General features: G+C 72.5%; 14 protein-coding genes. 8 read left to right on the forward strand and 6 right to left on the reverse strand.

Annotation, left to right across the window (positions count from 1 at the left end; all coding sequences use genetic code 11):
- Positions 1 to 93 precede the first annotated feature (93 nt).
- From AC1MLT_RS20745 to AC1MLT_RS20755, 3 genes are read left to right on the forward strand one after another with little or no spacing between them, the layout of a single operon-like run.
- Positions 94 to 867 carry a metal ABC transporter ATP-binding protein gene (locus tag AC1MLT_RS20745; RefSeq protein ID WP_481036163.1) on the forward strand — a complete coding sequence of 258 codons (774 nt, stop codon included), beginning with the start codon at positions 94 to 96 and terminating at the stop codon, positions 865 to 867.
- Entirely contained in the window at positions 864 to 1,742 is an 879-nt protein-coding gene (locus AC1MLT_RS20750; protein WP_481036164.1) for a metal ABC transporter permease, read from the forward strand. The genes AC1MLT_RS20745 and AC1MLT_RS20750 overlap by 4 nt, the downstream gene beginning before the upstream one ends.
- The gene (locus AC1MLT_RS20755) at positions 1,739 to 2,632 is read left to right on the forward strand and encodes a metal ABC transporter substrate-binding protein (RefSeq protein ID WP_481036166.1); all 894 of its coding nucleotides are present in this window, start codon (positions 1,739 to 1,741) and stop codon (positions 2,630 to 2,632) included. Before AC1MLT_RS20750 ends, AC1MLT_RS20755 begins: the two co-directional genes overlap by 4 nt.
- Before the next feature lie 22 nt (positions 2,633 to 2,654).
- Here the strand turns inward: AC1MLT_RS20755 and AC1MLT_RS20760 are convergent, their stop codons facing one another.
- The 4 genes from AC1MLT_RS20760 to AC1MLT_RS20775 form a co-directional block, all read right to left on the reverse strand.
- On the reverse strand, positions 2,655 to 4,544 hold the full coding sequence (locus tag AC1MLT_RS20760; RefSeq protein WP_481036167.1) for an AI-2E family transporter: 1,890 nt from the start codon (positions 4,542 to 4,544) through the stop codon (positions 2,655 to 2,657).
- 238 nt (positions 4,545 to 4,782) lie between these two features.
- A complete protein-coding gene (locus AC1MLT_RS20765; protein WP_481036168.1) occupies positions 4,783 to 5,370 on the reverse strand; it encodes a hemerythrin domain-containing protein in 588 nt (195 codons plus the stop codon).
- A gap of 496 nt (positions 5,371 to 5,866) precedes the next feature.
- A complete protein-coding gene (locus AC1MLT_RS20770; RefSeq protein WP_481036169.1) occupies positions 5,867 to 7,378 on the reverse strand; it encodes a tripartite tricarboxylate transporter permease in 1,512 nt (503 codons plus the stop codon).
- Positions 7,379 to 7,388: 10 nt separating this feature from the next.
- Complete coding sequence (locus AC1MLT_RS20775) at positions 7,389 to 7,877, reverse strand: tripartite tricarboxylate transporter TctB family protein (RefSeq protein WP_481036171.1); 489 nt, start codon at positions 7,875 to 7,877, stop codon at positions 7,389 to 7,391.
- Positions 7,878 to 8,098: 221 nt separating this feature from the next.
- On the opposite strand from AC1MLT_RS20775, the gene AC1MLT_RS20780 reads away from it, so the two are divergent.
- Positions 8,099 to 8,515 carry a MarR family winged helix-turn-helix transcriptional regulator gene (locus AC1MLT_RS20780; RefSeq protein ID WP_481036172.1) on the forward strand — a complete coding sequence of 139 codons (417 nt, stop codon included), beginning with the start codon at positions 8,099 to 8,101 and terminating at the stop codon, positions 8,513 to 8,515.
- 33 nt (positions 8,516 to 8,548) lie between these two features.
- Here the strand turns inward: AC1MLT_RS20780 and AC1MLT_RS20785 are convergent, their stop codons facing one another.
- A complete protein-coding gene (locus AC1MLT_RS20785; protein ID WP_481036426.1) occupies positions 8,549 to 9,007 on the reverse strand; it encodes an Lrp/AsnC family transcriptional regulator in 459 nt (152 codons plus the stop codon).
- 220 nt (positions 9,008 to 9,227) lie between these two features.
- Here AC1MLT_RS20785 and AC1MLT_RS20790 point away from each other — a divergent pair, with 220 nt between their 5' ends.
- Positions 9,228 to 11,258 (forward strand): aminotransferase class V-fold PLP-dependent enzyme, encoded by a 2,031-nt coding sequence (locus AC1MLT_RS20790; RefSeq protein ID WP_481036174.1) that lies wholly within the window; start codon positions 9,228 to 9,230, stop codon positions 11,256 to 11,258.
- Here the strand turns inward: AC1MLT_RS20790 and AC1MLT_RS20795 are convergent.
- Positions 11,245 to 12,147: an MBL fold metallo-hydrolase gene (locus AC1MLT_RS20795; protein WP_481036176.1), complete on the reverse strand. Its 903-nt coding sequence runs from the start codon at positions 12,145 to 12,147 to the stop codon at positions 11,245 to 11,247. The two genes, AC1MLT_RS20790 and AC1MLT_RS20795, sit on opposite strands and share 14 nt — an antisense overlap.
- A 236-nt stretch (positions 12,148 to 12,383) precedes the next feature.
- Here AC1MLT_RS20795 and AC1MLT_RS20800 point away from each other — a divergent pair, with 236 nt between their 5' ends.
- From AC1MLT_RS20800 to AC1MLT_RS20810, 3 genes are read left to right on the forward strand one after another with little or no spacing between them, the layout of a single operon-like run.
- Complete coding sequence (locus tag AC1MLT_RS20800; protein WP_481036177.1) at positions 12,384 to 13,391, forward strand: LysR substrate-binding domain-containing protein; 1,008 nt, start codon at positions 12,384 to 12,386, stop codon at positions 13,389 to 13,391.
- Positions 13,388 to 14,833 carry an NAD(P)-binding domain-containing protein gene (locus tag AC1MLT_RS20805; RefSeq protein ID WP_481036178.1) on the forward strand — a complete coding sequence of 482 codons (1,446 nt, stop codon included), beginning with the start codon at positions 13,388 to 13,390 and terminating at the stop codon, positions 14,831 to 14,833. The genes AC1MLT_RS20800 and AC1MLT_RS20805 overlap by 4 nt, the downstream gene beginning before the upstream one ends.
- Positions 14,830 to 15,450 (forward strand): DsbA family protein, encoded by a 621-nt coding sequence (locus AC1MLT_RS20810; protein ID WP_481036180.1) that lies wholly within the window; start codon positions 14,830 to 14,832, stop codon positions 15,448 to 15,450. The genes AC1MLT_RS20805 and AC1MLT_RS20810 overlap by 4 nt, the downstream gene beginning before the upstream one ends.
- Positions 15,451 to 15,452 lie beyond the last annotated feature (2 nt).

Below are 15,452 nucleotides of genomic sequence, written 5' to 3' on the forward strand. Positions count from 1 at the left end.
CACCCTGCTGGGGGCGGCGGCCGGGACGCGGGTGCTGGGCGCGCTGCTCCTGGTGGCGCTGCTCTGGGTGGCCGTCGATTGGGCGCTGGCCTGATGGCCACCGATGCGATGGCCGCGCCGTGCCGGCCCGGCGCGATCCGGCTGCGCGAACTCACGGTCGCCTATCGCGACCGGCCGGCGGTGCAGGACCTGTCGGGCGTGTTCGCGCCGGGCTCGCTGACCGCCATCGTCGGGCCGAACGGCGCCGGCAAGAGCAGCCTGCTGGCGGCCATCTCGGGCCGCGTGCCACTCGCCGGCGGCAGCGTCGAGTTCGACGCCGCGCCGGACCGGCGCGTCGCCTGCCTGCCGCAGCAGGCGGAGATCGACCGCGGCTTTCCGATCCGGGTCTTCGACCTGGTGGCGATCGGCCACTGGCACCGCGTCGGCGCCTTCGGCGGCCTCGACGCGGCACGACGCCGCGCGGTCGTCGACACCCTGGCGATGGTCGGCCTCGCGGGCTTCGAGCGCCGGGGCATCGCGGAGCTGTCGGCGGGGCAGTTCCAGCGCGTGCTGTTCGCGCGCCTGCTGCTGCAGGACGCGCCGGTGATCCTGCTGGACGAGCCCTTCAACGCGATCGACGCCCGCACCACGGCCGACCTGCTGGCCCTCATCGGCCGCTGGCATGGCCAGGGCCGCACCATCGTCGCCGTGCTGCACGACATCGAACAGGTGCGCACGCATTTCGAGCGCACGCTGCTGCTGGCGCGGCGCGGCATCGCCTGGGGTCCGACCGCCGAGGTCCTGCGCGCCGACCACCTGCTGCGCGCGCGCCGCAGCGCCGAGAGCTGGGACGATCCGGCACCGGCGCGCATGGAGGCCTCGGCATGACGCCGTCGGAGCTGCTGTTCCAGCCCTTCGCGGACTATGGCTTCATGCGTCGCGCGCTGGTCTCGACCCTGGCCCTGAGCCTGGGCAGCGCGCCCATGGGCACCCTGCTGGTGCTGCGCCGCATGAGCCTGGTGGGCGACGCCATGGGCCATGCCCTGCTGCCGGGCGCGGCGGTCGGCTTCCTGCTGGCCGGGCTCTCGCTGCCGGCGATGAGCCTGGGCGGCTTCGCGGCGGCGCTGGCGGTCGCGCTGGCGGCCGGCTGGGTGACGCGCGCCACCTCGCAGCGCGAGGACGCGAGCTTCGCCGCCTTCTACCTGATCGCCCTGGCGCTGGGCGTGCTGCTGGTGTCGGTGCATGGCAGCAGCGTCGATCTCATGCACCTGCTGTTCGGCAGCATCCTGGCGGTCGACGACGCGGCGCTGCGGCTGGTGGCGGGCGTGGCCAGCATCACGCTGGTCGTGCTGGCGCTGATCCACCGCCCGCTGGTGGCCGAGTGCCTGGATCCCGGCTTCCTGCGCGGCGTCGGCGGGCACGGCCCCCTGGTGCATGGCGTCTTCCTGGTGCTGACCGTCGCCAACCTGGTGGCCGGATTCCAGGCGCTGGGCACCCTGATGGCGGTCGGCCTGATGATGCTGCCGGCGACGGCGGCGCGCTTCTGGGCCGCCGAGGTCTGGAGCCTGGCGCTGGTGGCCGGCGCCATCGCCGCCGTCTCCGGCTTCGTCGGCCTGCTGCTGTCCTACCACGCCCAATGGCCGTCCGGCCCCGCCATCGTGCTGGTGGCCGGCGGCGCCTACCTGCTCTCCGTCGTCGCCGGCAAGCGCGACGGTCTCCTGTGGCGCCGGTGGCGGCGCTCCCCCATGAAAGGCCTGAAATGAATCCCTCGCGTCGCTCCTCGCTGGCCGCGCTGCTGATGCTCGCCGCCGCTCCCGGCTGGTCGCAGCCGGTGGCCGGACATCCGCTGCGGGTCGTGGCCAGCTTCTCGATCCTGGCCGACATGGCGCGCGAGGTCGGCGGCGATGCCGTCGAGGTGACGGCCCTGGTCGGCCCCGATGCCGATGCCCACGTGTTCGAGCCGCGCCCGGCCGATGTGCGCCGCCTCGCCGGCGCCGACCTGGTGGTGGTCAACGGCCTGGGCTTCGAGGGCTGGCTGGAGCGGCTGGTCGCCGCCTCCGGCTATCGCGGTCCGGTGCAGGTGGCCAGCGCCGGCATCGCGCCGCGCCTGCTGGGCGCGGGACCGGACCCGCATGCCTGGCAGGACCTGGCCCTGGCGCAGCGCTATGTCGCCAACCTGCGCGATGCCCTGGCGCGCGCGCGGCCGGAGCGCGCCGCCGTGTTCGAGGCGCGCGCCGCCGACTACACCGCACGCCTGCGCAATCTCGACCGCGAGGTGCGCGCCCGCTTCGATGCCATCGCGCCGGCGCAGCGCCGCGTGATCACCTCGCACGATGCCTTCGGCTACTTCGGCGCCGCCTATGGCATCGAGTTCCTGGCGCCGCAGGGCACGAGCACCGACGGCGAGGCCTCGGCCGCGGCGGTGGCGCGGCTGATCGACCAGATCCGCGGCGAGAGGGTGCGTGCCGTGTTCATCGAGAACATCTCCGATCCGCGCCTGATCGAGCGCATCGCGCGCGAGGGCGGCGTCCACGTCGGCGGGCGCCTGTATTCCGATGCGCTGTCGCGCCCGGGCACGGCGGCCGACACCTACCTCAGGCTGTTCGACGCCAATGCCCGGACGCTCGCGACGGCGCTGCGCGGCCCGCGCTGAGGCGCCGGACGCGCGGGATCGCTCAGGCCGCCTTCTCGCCCTCCAGCATGAAGGTCTCGGCCTCGGCATACGAATGCAGCACCAGGTCGACCTGCGCGGCCACCTCCTCCTGCGACGCCAGCGCGTGATCGAGCGGCAGCCGGATCGTGGCCAGCACGGCATGCGGCAGCGCGGCGCGGAACTCGGTGGTCAGCGCGACCCACGCGGCGAATGCGTCCTGCGGTGGATAGGTGACGAAGACCGTGCCGACCAGCTGCGCCTTGTCGTCGGCGGAGCGATCCGGCGGCTCGCCCATCGACACGCTGCGCGCGTCGATGGCGGCGTCGTTGAGGGCCCGGACCAGCAGCTCGGTCAGCAGTTCGTCGCGATCGGAACCCGAGCTGACGCACAGCGCGATCGAGCCGCTCGGCACGTCGAGCTTGCCCTGCCAGCGGCCCAGGCGCGCTTCCCGCATCTCGCGCAGGCGGGTGCCGACGTGCGCGTCGGTCAGGACGATCGAGGCGCGCCGCCGCGCGCGCCAGCCCAGCTTCGTCGTCGCGAAGGATTCCGCCAGGCGCACGACCTGGGTCTGGATGCGGGCGAGTTGCTGGCCGTCGATGCGACCCGAGCGGAAGTCCGCCAGGCCGAGCGCCAGGCCCGGCAGCAGCGTCTGATCGCAATAGCGCGCGAAGCTGTCGCGGCGCAGGAAGGCGCGCGCATCCTGGATGATGGTGGCGGTGCTGCCGCCCAGGGCGCGCTGGTAGAAGCGCTGGCCGGCATTGAGGCCGGGCGACTCGGTCAGCAGGATGGTCAGTGGCTCCAGCGCCGCGACATGCCGCCCGACCACCACCAGGCAGAGCGTCAGGGGCGTCGACAGCAGCAGCCCCACCGGGCCCCACAGGGCGCCCCAGAACAGCGCCGAGACGATCACCGCGAGCGGCGCCAGCCCGGTGCTGTGCCCATAGACCTGCGGCTCGATCACGTGCGCGACCAGCAGCTCCAGCGCCAGGAACAGGCCCAGGCTCGCGAACACCAGCGTCCAGCCCGGATCCACCGCCGCGCTGAACAGCGCGATCAGCGCCGCCGCGCCGAGCACGCCCACATAGGGCACGAATCGCAGCACGCCGCCGATCGCCCCCCACAGCGCCGCGTGCGGGATGCCGATCAGCCACAGCCCGGCGGCGACGACGACGCCGAAGGCGGCATTGACGGTCGCCTGGGCCAGGAAGAAGCGCGAGACGCCCTGCGCCGTGTCGTTGAGCGCCTGCACGGTGGTCCCCAGCCGGGACTCTCCCACCAGCCGGATGAAGCGGTCGCCGAGCGACTCGCGCTCGAGCAGGATGAACACCAGCAGCACGAAGACGATGCCGACCTCCGCGATGGGACCGACCAGCGCCGACAGCAGCTTCGAGACCAGGTCGCTGGTCGATGGCGCCTGGGGCGGCGCCGGCGCTGGCGCCGGCGCCGGGGTGGCGACCGCCGCCTGGTTGGCGCGGGACTGCCGCGCCGACGACCGCGCCGGGGCGCCGGCGCGGTCGCGGCCGACCTCCGTCGTCGGCAGGGCGCCCCGGAGCTGCTCGTCCAGGCGCTCGAACGGCCGCACCGTCCGCTCCCGCACCGATTCGACCTTGGCCTCGATGGCGGCGCGGTAGCGCGGCAGGTCGCCCGCCACCGAGACTAGCTGGATCGTCAGCACCGCGCTCATCCACACCACACAGGCCGCCACCAGCGCCACCGACACCAGCGTCGAAGCCGTGGCGCCGAGGCCGCTGCGCGAGAGCCGGCGCACCAGCGGCGCGACCACCAGCGCCAGCATGCTGGCGATGGCCAGCGGCTGCAGGAAATCCTGGCCGAAGTGCAGCAGCACCAGCACGCAGGTCGCCGGCACCACGCGGCCGAGCCGCACGCCGCGCTCGGACAGGAAGTTAGCCATGGGAAACGCTCGGAGGACGTGGGGATCGCATCCGCCGATTGGAGCAGATCGCCCGGCGGCGACCCGGCGCCCGCGCCGCCTCGGAGAGCGGGAAGGCACCGCACGCACGTGCCACGCGCGGCCCCGATGCCCAGGACGTGCGCGCCGGCCGGCCGCTCCCGCCGCCGGCACCGTGTCCTGCCACTTCGGCTGAACGCGGCGGGCCGCCTACGCGCCGGGCCGCGTCAGCCTGCGCGCCTCAGGACAAGCGCTGCGACTTCTGGTGGCCGTACCAGGCCGCCAGCGCGGCGCCCGACAGCAGCATCACGCCGGCCGTCACGGTGGCCTTGGGCATGGCGCGCGCGAGATTCAGGGCGATCTCGCCGGTGCGCGGCACCACCAGCTGGAGCCGGCGCCGCGTCATCGCCGCGCCCAGTTCGTCGAGCCGGTCGGCCAGCAGGCGCTCGGCCTCCGGCAGCACGATGGTCTCCTCGTCGGCCACGTGGTGCAGCACGTCGCGCAGGAGTTCGAAGAAGGTGTCGTCGTAGGCCGGGTCGGTCGGATCCATCTCGCGCAGCCGGGCGATCAGGCGGCGCATCTCGTCGTGCTCGGGCACGCTCTTCCTGAGCGCCTCGTTCCCGGTCACGGCGCGCACCGCCGGATAGAAGATCTCCTCCTCCAGCTGGGCGTGCACCTCGAGGGCGGTGCAGACCGTCAGGACCAGGCCTTTCTTGACCATCGGCGCGCTGTAGCCGCGGTACTGGTGGAAGGTCGCCACGACATGCGTGTGGTCGAGGCGGATCATGGTGATGGCGTCCGGGCTGAGCCGGCGGGTGAGCGCATTCATGGGGTGGATTCCTTCTGGGTGGGGGATTCGGGGTCGACGTCCGGCACCCGGCATGGCGGTACGGCCCGGCGCCGATGGCAGGACTTGCCGCAGGAACTGCCATCGCCAGGGGGCGGCGGGCGCCGGGGGCGGGGGGCATCCGCGCAGGTCTCGCGGTGGGCATGGCATGAGCGAGCCGTCGTCGGGACGAGGTGCGCTCCGGCGTGGGGATGTGCCCGGCTCGCGGCCATCGGGCCGGCGGCGCACGATCGCGTCGTCACGACCACGACCACGAGCGCGTGGGTCCCGCGACGCAGCACGATGCCCTCGGGGCGCGCTTCGGAAGTCGATGCCGGCATGAGCCTCTCCGGTGGATGGAAGAGGCCGCGGGGGGGGGTCGGACTCGATGTCCCGTCGCGCGGCCATGTCCTTGCCCGGCAATCGGCGTGCCAAGCCGATGGCGATGCCGCCCTGGGCTCGCTGGCGCCACCGGACCCTGCTTGCCGGGTCCGGCCGGTCAGTCCTCGACGAAGGCCTCCTCGCGCTTGGAGCGCACGGAGGGCAGCAGGACGATGGCCAGCAGCACCGCCGCGCCCACCAGCAGGCTGGCGGAGATCGGCCGCGTCACGAGCACGCTCCAGTCGCCGCGCGACAGCAGCAGCGCGCGCCGCAGGTTCTCCTCCATCATCGGTCCCAGGATCAGTCCGAGCAGCAGCGGCGCCGGCTCGCAGCCCAGCTTCAGGAAGGCATAGCCGACGACGCCGAAGAGGCCGACCATCCAGACGTCGAAGGTGTTGTTGTTGGTCGAGTAGACGCCGATGGCGCAGAACAGCACGATGGCCGGGAACAGCCAGCGATAGGGCACAGACAGCAGCTTGATCCAGATGCCGATCAGCGGCAGGTTCAGGATCACCAGCATCAGGTTGCCGATCCACATCGAGGCGATCAGGCCCCAGAACAGCTCGGGATTGCTGGTCATGACCTGCGGACCCGGCTGGATGTTGTGGATCGTCATGGCGCCCACCATCAGCGCCATCACGGCGTTGCCGGGGATGCCCAGCGTCAGCAGCGGGATGAAGGAGGTCTGCGCGCCGGCGTTGTTGGCCGCCTCCGGCCCCGCGACGCCGCGGATGTTGCCCTTGCCGAAGGCGACCTCGCCGGAGCGCAGCTTGATCTTCTTCTCGAGCGTGTAGGAGGCGAAGGCCGACAGCAGCGAGCCGCCGCCCGGCAGGATGCCCAGCGAGCAGCCCAGCGCCGTGCCGCGCAGCACCGCCGGGAACATGTTGCGGAAATCCTCGCGCGTCGGCATGAGGCCGTGCAGCTTGGCCGTGAAGACCTCGCGCTCGCCCTCGTCCTGGGCCAGGTTGGCGATGATCTCGCCATAGCCGAAGATGCCCATCGCGATGGCGATGAAGCTGATGCCGTCGGTGAGTTCGGGGATGTCGAAGCTGAAGCGCGCGACGCCCGAGTTGACGTCGGTGCCCACCAGGCCGAGCAGCAGGCCCAGCATGATCATGCAGATCGCCTTGATCAGCGAGCCCGAGGCCAGCACCACCGCGCCGATCAGGCCCAGCACCATCAGCGAGAAGTACTCGGCCGGGCCGAACTTGAAGGCGACCTCGGTCAGCGCCGGCGCGAAGCCCGCCAGGATCAGCGTGCCGACGCAGCCGGCGAAGAACGAGCCCAGGCCGGCGGCGGCCAGCGCCGGTCCGCCCCGCCCCTGCCGCGCCATCTGGTGGCCGTCGATCACGGTCACCACCGAGGACGACTCGCCCGGCAGGTTGACCAGGATGGCGGTGGTGGAACCGCCGTATTGCGAGCCGTAGTAGATGCCCGCCAGCATGATCAGCGCGGCGACCGGCGGCAAGGCGTAGGTGGCCGGCAGCAGCATCGCGATGGTGGCGACCGGGCCGATGCCGGGCAGCACGCCGATGAGCGTGCCCAGCAGGCAGCCCACGAAGGCGTACATCAGGTTCTGCAGCGTGAAGGCGGCCTCGAAACCGAGGCTGAGGTTGTTGATCAGGTCCATGTCGTGCGCCTCAGCCGGAGATGAAGGTGGGCCAGACCTGGAACTGCAGGCTCAGACCGATGATGAAGGTGAGATAGCTGCCGATCGCGAGGATGGTCGCCAGCACCAGCGCGTTCTTGATCGAGAAGCGCGTGCCCGCGAGGCTCGCGATGACGACGAGCGCGTAGATCGCCGCGATCAGTCCCAGCGCCGGCAGGCCCAGCGTCGGCAGGCCGCCCAGCAGGAGGCCGAAGACCAGGTTGGCGCCGATGATCAGGCCGAGCGGCTTCCAGGCGATGCGGCCGATCGGGTCGCCATCGGCGGCTCCGGACGACAGCGAGCCCAGCATGACGATGCCGCCACCGACCGACAGCAGGATGCCGATCATGAGCGGGAAGTAGCCGGGGCCCATGCGGGCGCCGGTGCCGACGTTGTAATGGGTCGCGCCGATGGCGAACGCCAATCCGACGCAGGTGAACATGAGGCCGGACACGAAGTCCTTCTGGCTCTTGGGTTTCATGGATGGCAGGGGTGGGACGGAGGGGATGAACCGACCGGACGGCGACCGCGGGGGAGCTGCGATCGGAACCGTCGGACGCCGATGGAGACGCCGATCCGCGACGTTTCCGAATACATCATGCTATGACATGTTTTATGTCACGTTATGAGTATTTACCCTGCGCGGCGCGTGTCGGACCGCAACGGGCCGGTGCTACATTTCCCGATCAACAGAGGCCCGTCATGTCCCCAAGTCAGAGTGCCATCGAGAAGGAGCGTTTCGAGGCGTTGTCGGAGTTCCGCTTCCGGCTGCGGAGCTTCCTGCGGTTCAGCGAGGACGCGGCGCGCGTCGAAGGCATCACGGTGCTGCAGTACCAGCTGATGCTGCACACGCAGGGCTTCGCGGGCCGTCAGTGGGCCAGCATCGGGGAGATCGCGGAGCGGCTGCAGGCGCAGCCGCATGGCGTGGTGGCGCTGGTCTCGCGCTGCGAGGAGGCTGGGCTGGTCGAGCGCAGGGCCAGCACGGTCGATCGCCGGCAGGTCGAGGTGCACCTGTTGCCGGCCGGGCGCAAGAAGCTGGCGCGGCTCGCGGTCCAGCACACCGACGAGCTGACCGAACTGGCCGAAGCGGTGCGCCTGGCCAGCCGCATCTCCGGCTGACATGCCGCCGCCGGGCGACCCCGCCGGGGTCGCTCAGGCGTACTCGAGCGGCAGCGCGGTCGTGAACTTGATCTGTTCCATCGCGAAGCTCGAACTGACGTCGGACAGGTCGATCTCGCGGATCAGCCGCTTGTAGACGGCGTCGTAGGCCTTGATGTCGGGGACCACGATGCGCAGCAGGTAGTCGACGTCCCCGCTCATCCGGTAGAACTCGACGATCTGCGGGATCTGCTCGACCACCGAGGACAGCCGCCGCAGCCACTCCTCGTTGTGCTCGTTGGTGCGGATCGACACGAACACGGTGACGCCGACATTGAGCTTGTCGGCATCCAGCAGCGCGACCCGCTTGCGGATGATGCCCTCGCTCTCGAGCCGCTGGATGCGGCGCCAGCAGGGCGTGGTCGACAGATTGACGGCTTCGCTGACCTGCTGGAGCGAAGCGCTGGCGTCGGCCTGCAGGACCTCCAGGATCCGGCGGTCGATGGTGTCGATGTTGCGCATGAGATGGACCGGGCTGGCTGGCGCCCCGTGCGCCAGGCGGGCGGATTCTATGCCGCGCCCAGACAGCTTGAGAAAGATTTGCTCCCGATCGCGTCGGCGGCGCGAACCGGTTGCGGTCTTCGGGCACGGCGTGAGCAAGATCGCAAGCCCTTTGTGCGAGCCGCGCCGCAGAATTTCCGGCTTCCCTCCGTTTCTCCAGGACGCTTCCTCCATGGACATCTATCTCGACGCGAACGCGACCACGCCGGTGCTCGCCCCGGCCCGGGCGGCCGCCCTCCACGCCATGCAGGAGCACTATGGCAATCCCAGCAGCATCCATGGCACGGGCCTGCGCGCCCGGGCCATCGTGGACCGGACCCGGGAACTCGCGCGCGCGACCCTGGGCGCCACGACCGGCCGGATGCTGTTCGTCAGCGGCGCCACCGAAGGCATCCAGACCGCCGTGCTGTCCGCGCTGCGCGCCATCCGCGAGCGCCACGCGACGGCGTCCCGGCCGCCCTGCCTGCTCCATGGCGCCACGGAGCACAAGGCCGTGCCCGAAGCGCTCCGGCACTGGAACGCCCTGCTCGGCCTGGACCTGGAGGTGCTGGCGATCCCGGTCGACCGCGACGGCCGCCACGACCTGGACTGGCTGCGTCGCCAGGCGCCGCACGCCGCCCTGGTCTGCACCATGGCCGCCAACAACGAGACCGGCGTCGTCAGCGACCTCGACGGCATCGAGGCGGCGCTCCAGGGCAGTCCGGCCCTGTGGCTGGTGGATGGCGTGCAGGCCCTGGGCAAGATGGCGCTGGACCTGGCCTCGCGCCGCATCGACTATGCGTGCTTCTCCGGCCACAAGCTCTACGCGCCCAAGGGCATCGGCCTGCTCTACGTGCGCGAGGGCGCGCCCTTCACGCCGTTGATGGCCGGTGGCGGCCAGGAGGGCGGCCTGCGCTCGGGCACCGAGAACATGGCTGGCATCGCCGGCCTGGGCGCGGTGCTCGCGGCCCTGGACGACGGCCACAGCTTCCGCAGCGCCGCGACATTGGCCGGCTACCGGGACCGGCTGGCGACGGCGCTGCAGGATGCCTTCCCCGGGCTGGTGTTCAACGCGCCGCCGGCACTGTGCCTGCCCACCACGCTGAACTTCTCGGTGCCGGGCCTCGAGGCGCGCCTGCTGCTGGATGTCTTCGACGCCGCCGGCGTGCGGGTCAGCGGCGGTTCGGCCTGCGGCGCGGCGCGGGCGCTGCCCAGCGAGGTGCTGGCCGCGATGGGCCTGCCGACGTGGCGGTGCGCCTCGGCCGTGCGCCTGTCCTTCGGCCCGGCCGAGGAGGAGGCGGTCGTCGAGCAGGCCTGCGAGCGCATCCGGGCCTGCGGCGCCGCGCTGCGCGCCAGCGGCCTGAACGGCCCGCAGCCCCGGCAGGCGCTGCCCGCCGACGGCCTGCTGCGGCTGCACGAGGATGGCGCGAACTGCTGGTTGCTGGCCGATGCCGGCAGCGGCCGCTGCGTGGTGGTCGACCCGACGACGGGCCTGGCGGATCGCATCGCCCAGTGGGTGGCCGCGCGCGGCCTGCAGGTGGCGGCGGTGCTGTGCACCACGCTGGAGACCCCGGCCGCCCGCCTCCTGCGCCAGACCCTGGGGGTGCCCGGCCCCGTCGAGGCGGGCGGCTGGCCACGAGGCGCCGAGTCGTTGGCCCTGGGTCGCCGGACGCTGTTGCGCCTGGCGCTGGACGCCACCCGGGCCTATGCCCTGCGCCAGGACGACCGGCCGCGCGCGATCTTCATCGGAACCGCGTCCCCCGCCCGGCTGGGCGGGGCCGTCGACCCCGACACCCTGCTGCTGCCGGCGCGCGACGATGCCGACCGCTTCGCCACCACCCTGCGGGCCGAGCGGAGCGCCAGCGCCGGCGCGCCCGCCACCCCGGGCGTCGAGCTCGACGCGGCCGGCCTGGCGGCGCTGCTGGGCCGCTTCGCCGGAGCGATGGTGGTGGACGTGCGCGAGTCCTACGAGCAGCGCCTGGGCGCGCGCCCCGCTCTCGACGACCGCGTGCAGTTCCAGGCGGCCAGCCTGTCGACCCTGGCCGATGCCTTCCCGGAATGGCTCGGCCAGGCGCCGATGCGGCCGGTGGTCTTCTTCTGCCGCTCGGGCCAGCGCAGCGCCCGCGCCGCCCGCGCGCTGCGCCGGCTGGGCCACCCCCAGGCCTGGAGCCTGGTCGGCGGCCTGGCCCAGTGGCCCGCCGAGCCGGCCCTCAGAAACGGTTGAGCGGAATCCGGAGGTAGCTCACGCCATTCGCCTCCGCCACCGGCAGCTGCCCGGCCCGCAGGTTCACCTGCAGCGCCGGGAACAGCAGCGATGGCGCGGACAGCGTGGCATCGCGCGCGCGCCGCAACGCCACGAAGGTCTCGACATCGGTGCCCTCGCGCACGTGGATGTTGAGGGCGCGCTGCCGCGCGACCGTGCTGGCCAGGCGGGGCGCCTCGCCGCGCGCCGGATAGTCGTGGCACAGGTGCAGCCGCGTCGCGTCGGGCAGGGCCAGCAGGCGCTGGATGGAATGGAACAGCACCCGCGCATCGCCACCCGGGAAGTCGCAGCGCGCCGTGCCGACCTCGGGCGCGAACAGCGTGTCGCCGACGAAGACGTCGGTCCCGCCCTCGCCCACCACATAGCTGACGCAGGCCGGCGTGTGACCGGGGGTGTGCATGACGCGGACCGGCACGCCGCCGATGCGGAATTCGTCGCCATCGGCGAACAGATGGTCGAAGCGGCCCTCGCCCGATGCCGCTCGCCCGGGGTCGTCGAAGACGGCGGCGAAGTTCTCCCGCACCGCCGCCACGTGCGCGCCGGCGCAGATCCGGCCACCGAGCCGCGACTTCAGGTAGTGCGCGGCCGACAGGTGGTCCGCGTGCACGTGCGTCTCGAGGATCCATTCCAGCACCAGGCCCCGGCCCAGGATGCGGTCGATCCAGCGGTCGGCGGCGCCGGTCGTGGTGCGGCCGGAACCCGCGTCGAAGCCCAGCACGCTGTCGACGAGCGCGCAGCGGCGCGTCGCCGGATCGCTCACCAGGTAGGTCGCGGTGCCGGTGGCCGCGTCGTGATGGACCTCGACGACGGGATCGCCCGCCCTCCCCGGTCCGGTCGTCGTCGTTCTCATCGCTCTTTCCTCCCTGTCGTGTCGGTGAACGGATCACTCTAGGAGGTCGTTCGCGCAAATGGCTTTCCAACCTCGGCCGCATCCGGTCGATGAGGGGAAAAATTTTCCAATCCGCACGTCCGGGGTGGCAGGAGCTTCGCCTCCGACGGGCTTTCGCCCTGCACCAATCACCAGCGTGCGCCTGGCACGACATATGCGTATAGTCGATGCGAAACGACGATTCATCCATCTTCAGCATGTGTTACGCCTTCGATCTCAACCAAATCGGTGCCTTCTCGGCCGTGATGACGCATGGCGGCATCACGGCGGCGGCCCAGGCGCTCGGCCGGGCGCAGTCGGTGGTCACGCGGCAGATCCAGGACCTGGAGGCCCGGCTCGGCTTCGCCCTGTTCGACCGCGAGGGACGCGGCGTCGTGCCGACCGAGCGCGGGCGGCTGTTCCACGTCGAGGTCGAGCGTCACCTGGCCGGCCTGGAACGACTGGGCGCGCTCGCCGATGCCATCCGCGTCGGCGCCCACGCCTCGCTCGACATCGCCTCGATCCCCGCCTTCGCCGCCGGCCTGCTGCCGCTGGCCATCGCCCGCCTGCCCGATGTCGAGGCCACTCCCATCAACCTGCGCGCCCTGGGGGGCGAGGAAGTCGCCGCCCAGGTGCGCGGCCGCCTGAGCGATCTCGGCTTCTGCAGCCTGCCGGTGCGCGGGGCCGGCCTGCAGGTGCACTGGGCGATCGAGGTCGACTGCGTGGCCGTCCTGCGCGAGGAGGACCCGCTGGCGGCCCATGCGGTGCTGCCGCTGAAGGCGCTGGACGGCCGCCGGCTCATCACCACGGCCAACCCCTATCGCCAACGCCGCCACGTCGACGAGGCCCTGCAGGGCGCCGGCCTGTCGCGCCGGACCCCGCTGGACACCAACACCTCGCTGAGCGCGATGGCATCGGTGCGGGCCGGGCTGGGCATCGCGCTGATCGAGCCGCTGTCGATCACCGGGGCGCCGATGCACGGGCTGGTCCAGCGCCCGCTCGATGTCGCCCTGCCGTTCCGCTATGGCGTGATCACGCGCGGCGGCTTCGAATTGCCGGCTCACCTGCGCGAACTGATCTCCCACGTCGCGGCGGTGATCCGCGAGGCGATCCCCTCCTGCGTGCAGATGCCCGCCGCCCGGGACGACGTGATGGGCGCGAGCGGCGCCACGCGCGCGACGCGGGCCGGCCGGGCCGCCGAAGCGAAGGACGGGACCCGCTCATGAGCCTGCGCGAACTCGAAGCCCGCCTCGCCGGGGAACTCGACCTGCTCGGCCTGCCCGCCCGGGCCTGGCTGACGCCGCGCGCCGGCGTGCGCGATGTCGTCGTCGTCGGCGCCGGCCTGTCGGGCCTGTGCGGTGCCGCCGCCCTCCGCTTCCTGGGCATCGCCGATGTCGAGATCCTCGACCGCGCGCCGGCCGGCCGGGAGGGCCCGTGGGTCACCTTCGCCCGCATGAACACGCTGCGCACGCCCAAGGAGGCCACGGGCCCGGCATTGGGCGTGCCGTCGCTGACGCCGCGCGCCTGGTATGTGGCCCGGTTCGGCGCGGCGGCCTGGGACGCGCTCGAACGCATCCCGCGCGAGACCTGGATGGAGTACCTGGTCTGGTATCGCCGCGTGCTCGACCTGCCGGTGCGCAATGGCGTGTCGGTGCGTCAGGTGCGGCCGCGCGCCGATGGCCTGATCGAGGTCCACACCGATGCCGGGGCCGAGCCGGTCCTGGCGCGCCGCGTGGTCCTCGCCACCGGCCTCGACGGCCTGGGCGGGCCGCTCGTGCCGGACGTGGCGCGCTCGGTGGACCCGCGCTTCTGGGCCCATTCCTCGGCCCCGCTCGATGTCGCCCGGCTCCGGGGCCGGCGCATCGCCGTGGTCGGCGCCGGCGCATCGGCCATGGACAACGCGGCCCACGCGCTGGAGGCCGGCGCCGCCTCGGTCGACATCCTGGTGCGCCGCCCGGCGATGCCGCGCGTCGACAAGTTCAGCGGCGTCGGCAGCCGGGGCACGGCGCATGGCTTTCGCGACCTGCCGCTGGAGACGCGGGCGCGGCTGCTGCGGCTCGACCAGGCGGCGCAGCTGCCGGCGCCGCGCGCCAGCGTGCTGCGGGTCTCGCGGCATCCGCACGCGCGCTTCCATTTCGGCTGCCCGATCCAGGCCATGACCGAGGCCGGCGACACGGTGCGCGTGCGCACCCCCCGGGGCGAGGCCGGCTTCGACTTCGTCGTCTTCGCCACCGGCTTCGTGGTCGACGCGATGCGTCGCCCGGAGCTGAGCGCGATCGCGCCGCAGCTCCTGCTCTGGCGCGACGTCCGCGATGCCCCGGCCGCCGGGGCCGCCGATGCCAGCGCGTCCAACCCGGTGCTGGGCGCGGCCTTCGAGCTGCAACCGAAGTCGCCGCAGGCCAGTCCGTTCCTCGACCGCATCCACGCCTTCAACCATGCCGCCGTGGCCACGCACGGCAAGCTGACCAGCGGCATCCCCTCCATCAGCGACGGCGCGCGACGGCTGGCGCAGGGCATCGTCGGCAGCCTGTTCGTCGAGGACCGGGACGAGTTCGTGCGGCGCTTCGCCGACTACGACGTGCCCGAGCTGCTGGGCGACGAATGGACCGAGGCCGAGCGGCTCGACGACCCGGTGCCGCCGCCACTCCGAGAACAGGAAACATCATGAGCTCCCACCCGACCCTGCAGGTCTTCTATGGCATCTCCAGCCCCTGGGCCTACTTCGGCGCCCGACGCGCCCAGGCGATCGCCGAGCGCCATGGCGCGACCCTGTCGCTGCGCCCGATCCGCATCATCGAGGCCAATGGCGGCATCCCGCTGCGCACCCGCCTGGCGCCCCGGCAGGACTACCACGCGCTGGAACTGGCGCGCTGGCGCGAGCACCTGGGCATCCCGCTGAACCTGGCGCCGCGCTTCTATCCCTGCCGCACCATCGAGATCGCCGCCAAGGCCGTGATCGCCCTCCAGCAGGCCGGCCTGGACGCGCCGGCGTTCTCCTTCGGCGTCCAGCGCGCGCTGTGGGCCGAGGAGCGCGACATCGCCGATGTCGACACGCTGCGGCGGATCGCGCTGGCCACGGCCGGCGAGGCCGCCGTCGCCCTGGTGCGCGACCCGGCGCCGGCCGACGTCGAGGCGCAGTGGCACGCCAACCTGGCCGAGGCCGAGCGCCTGGGCATCTTCGGCACGCCGACCTATGTCGTCGACGGCGAGCCGTTCTGGGGCCAGGACCGGCTCGACTTCGTCGACCGCCGGCTGCAGGCCCTCGCCCGATCCACCGCTTCCTGATC

The sequence above is a fragment of the Variovorax sp. PEI5 genome, assembly GCF_056679935.1.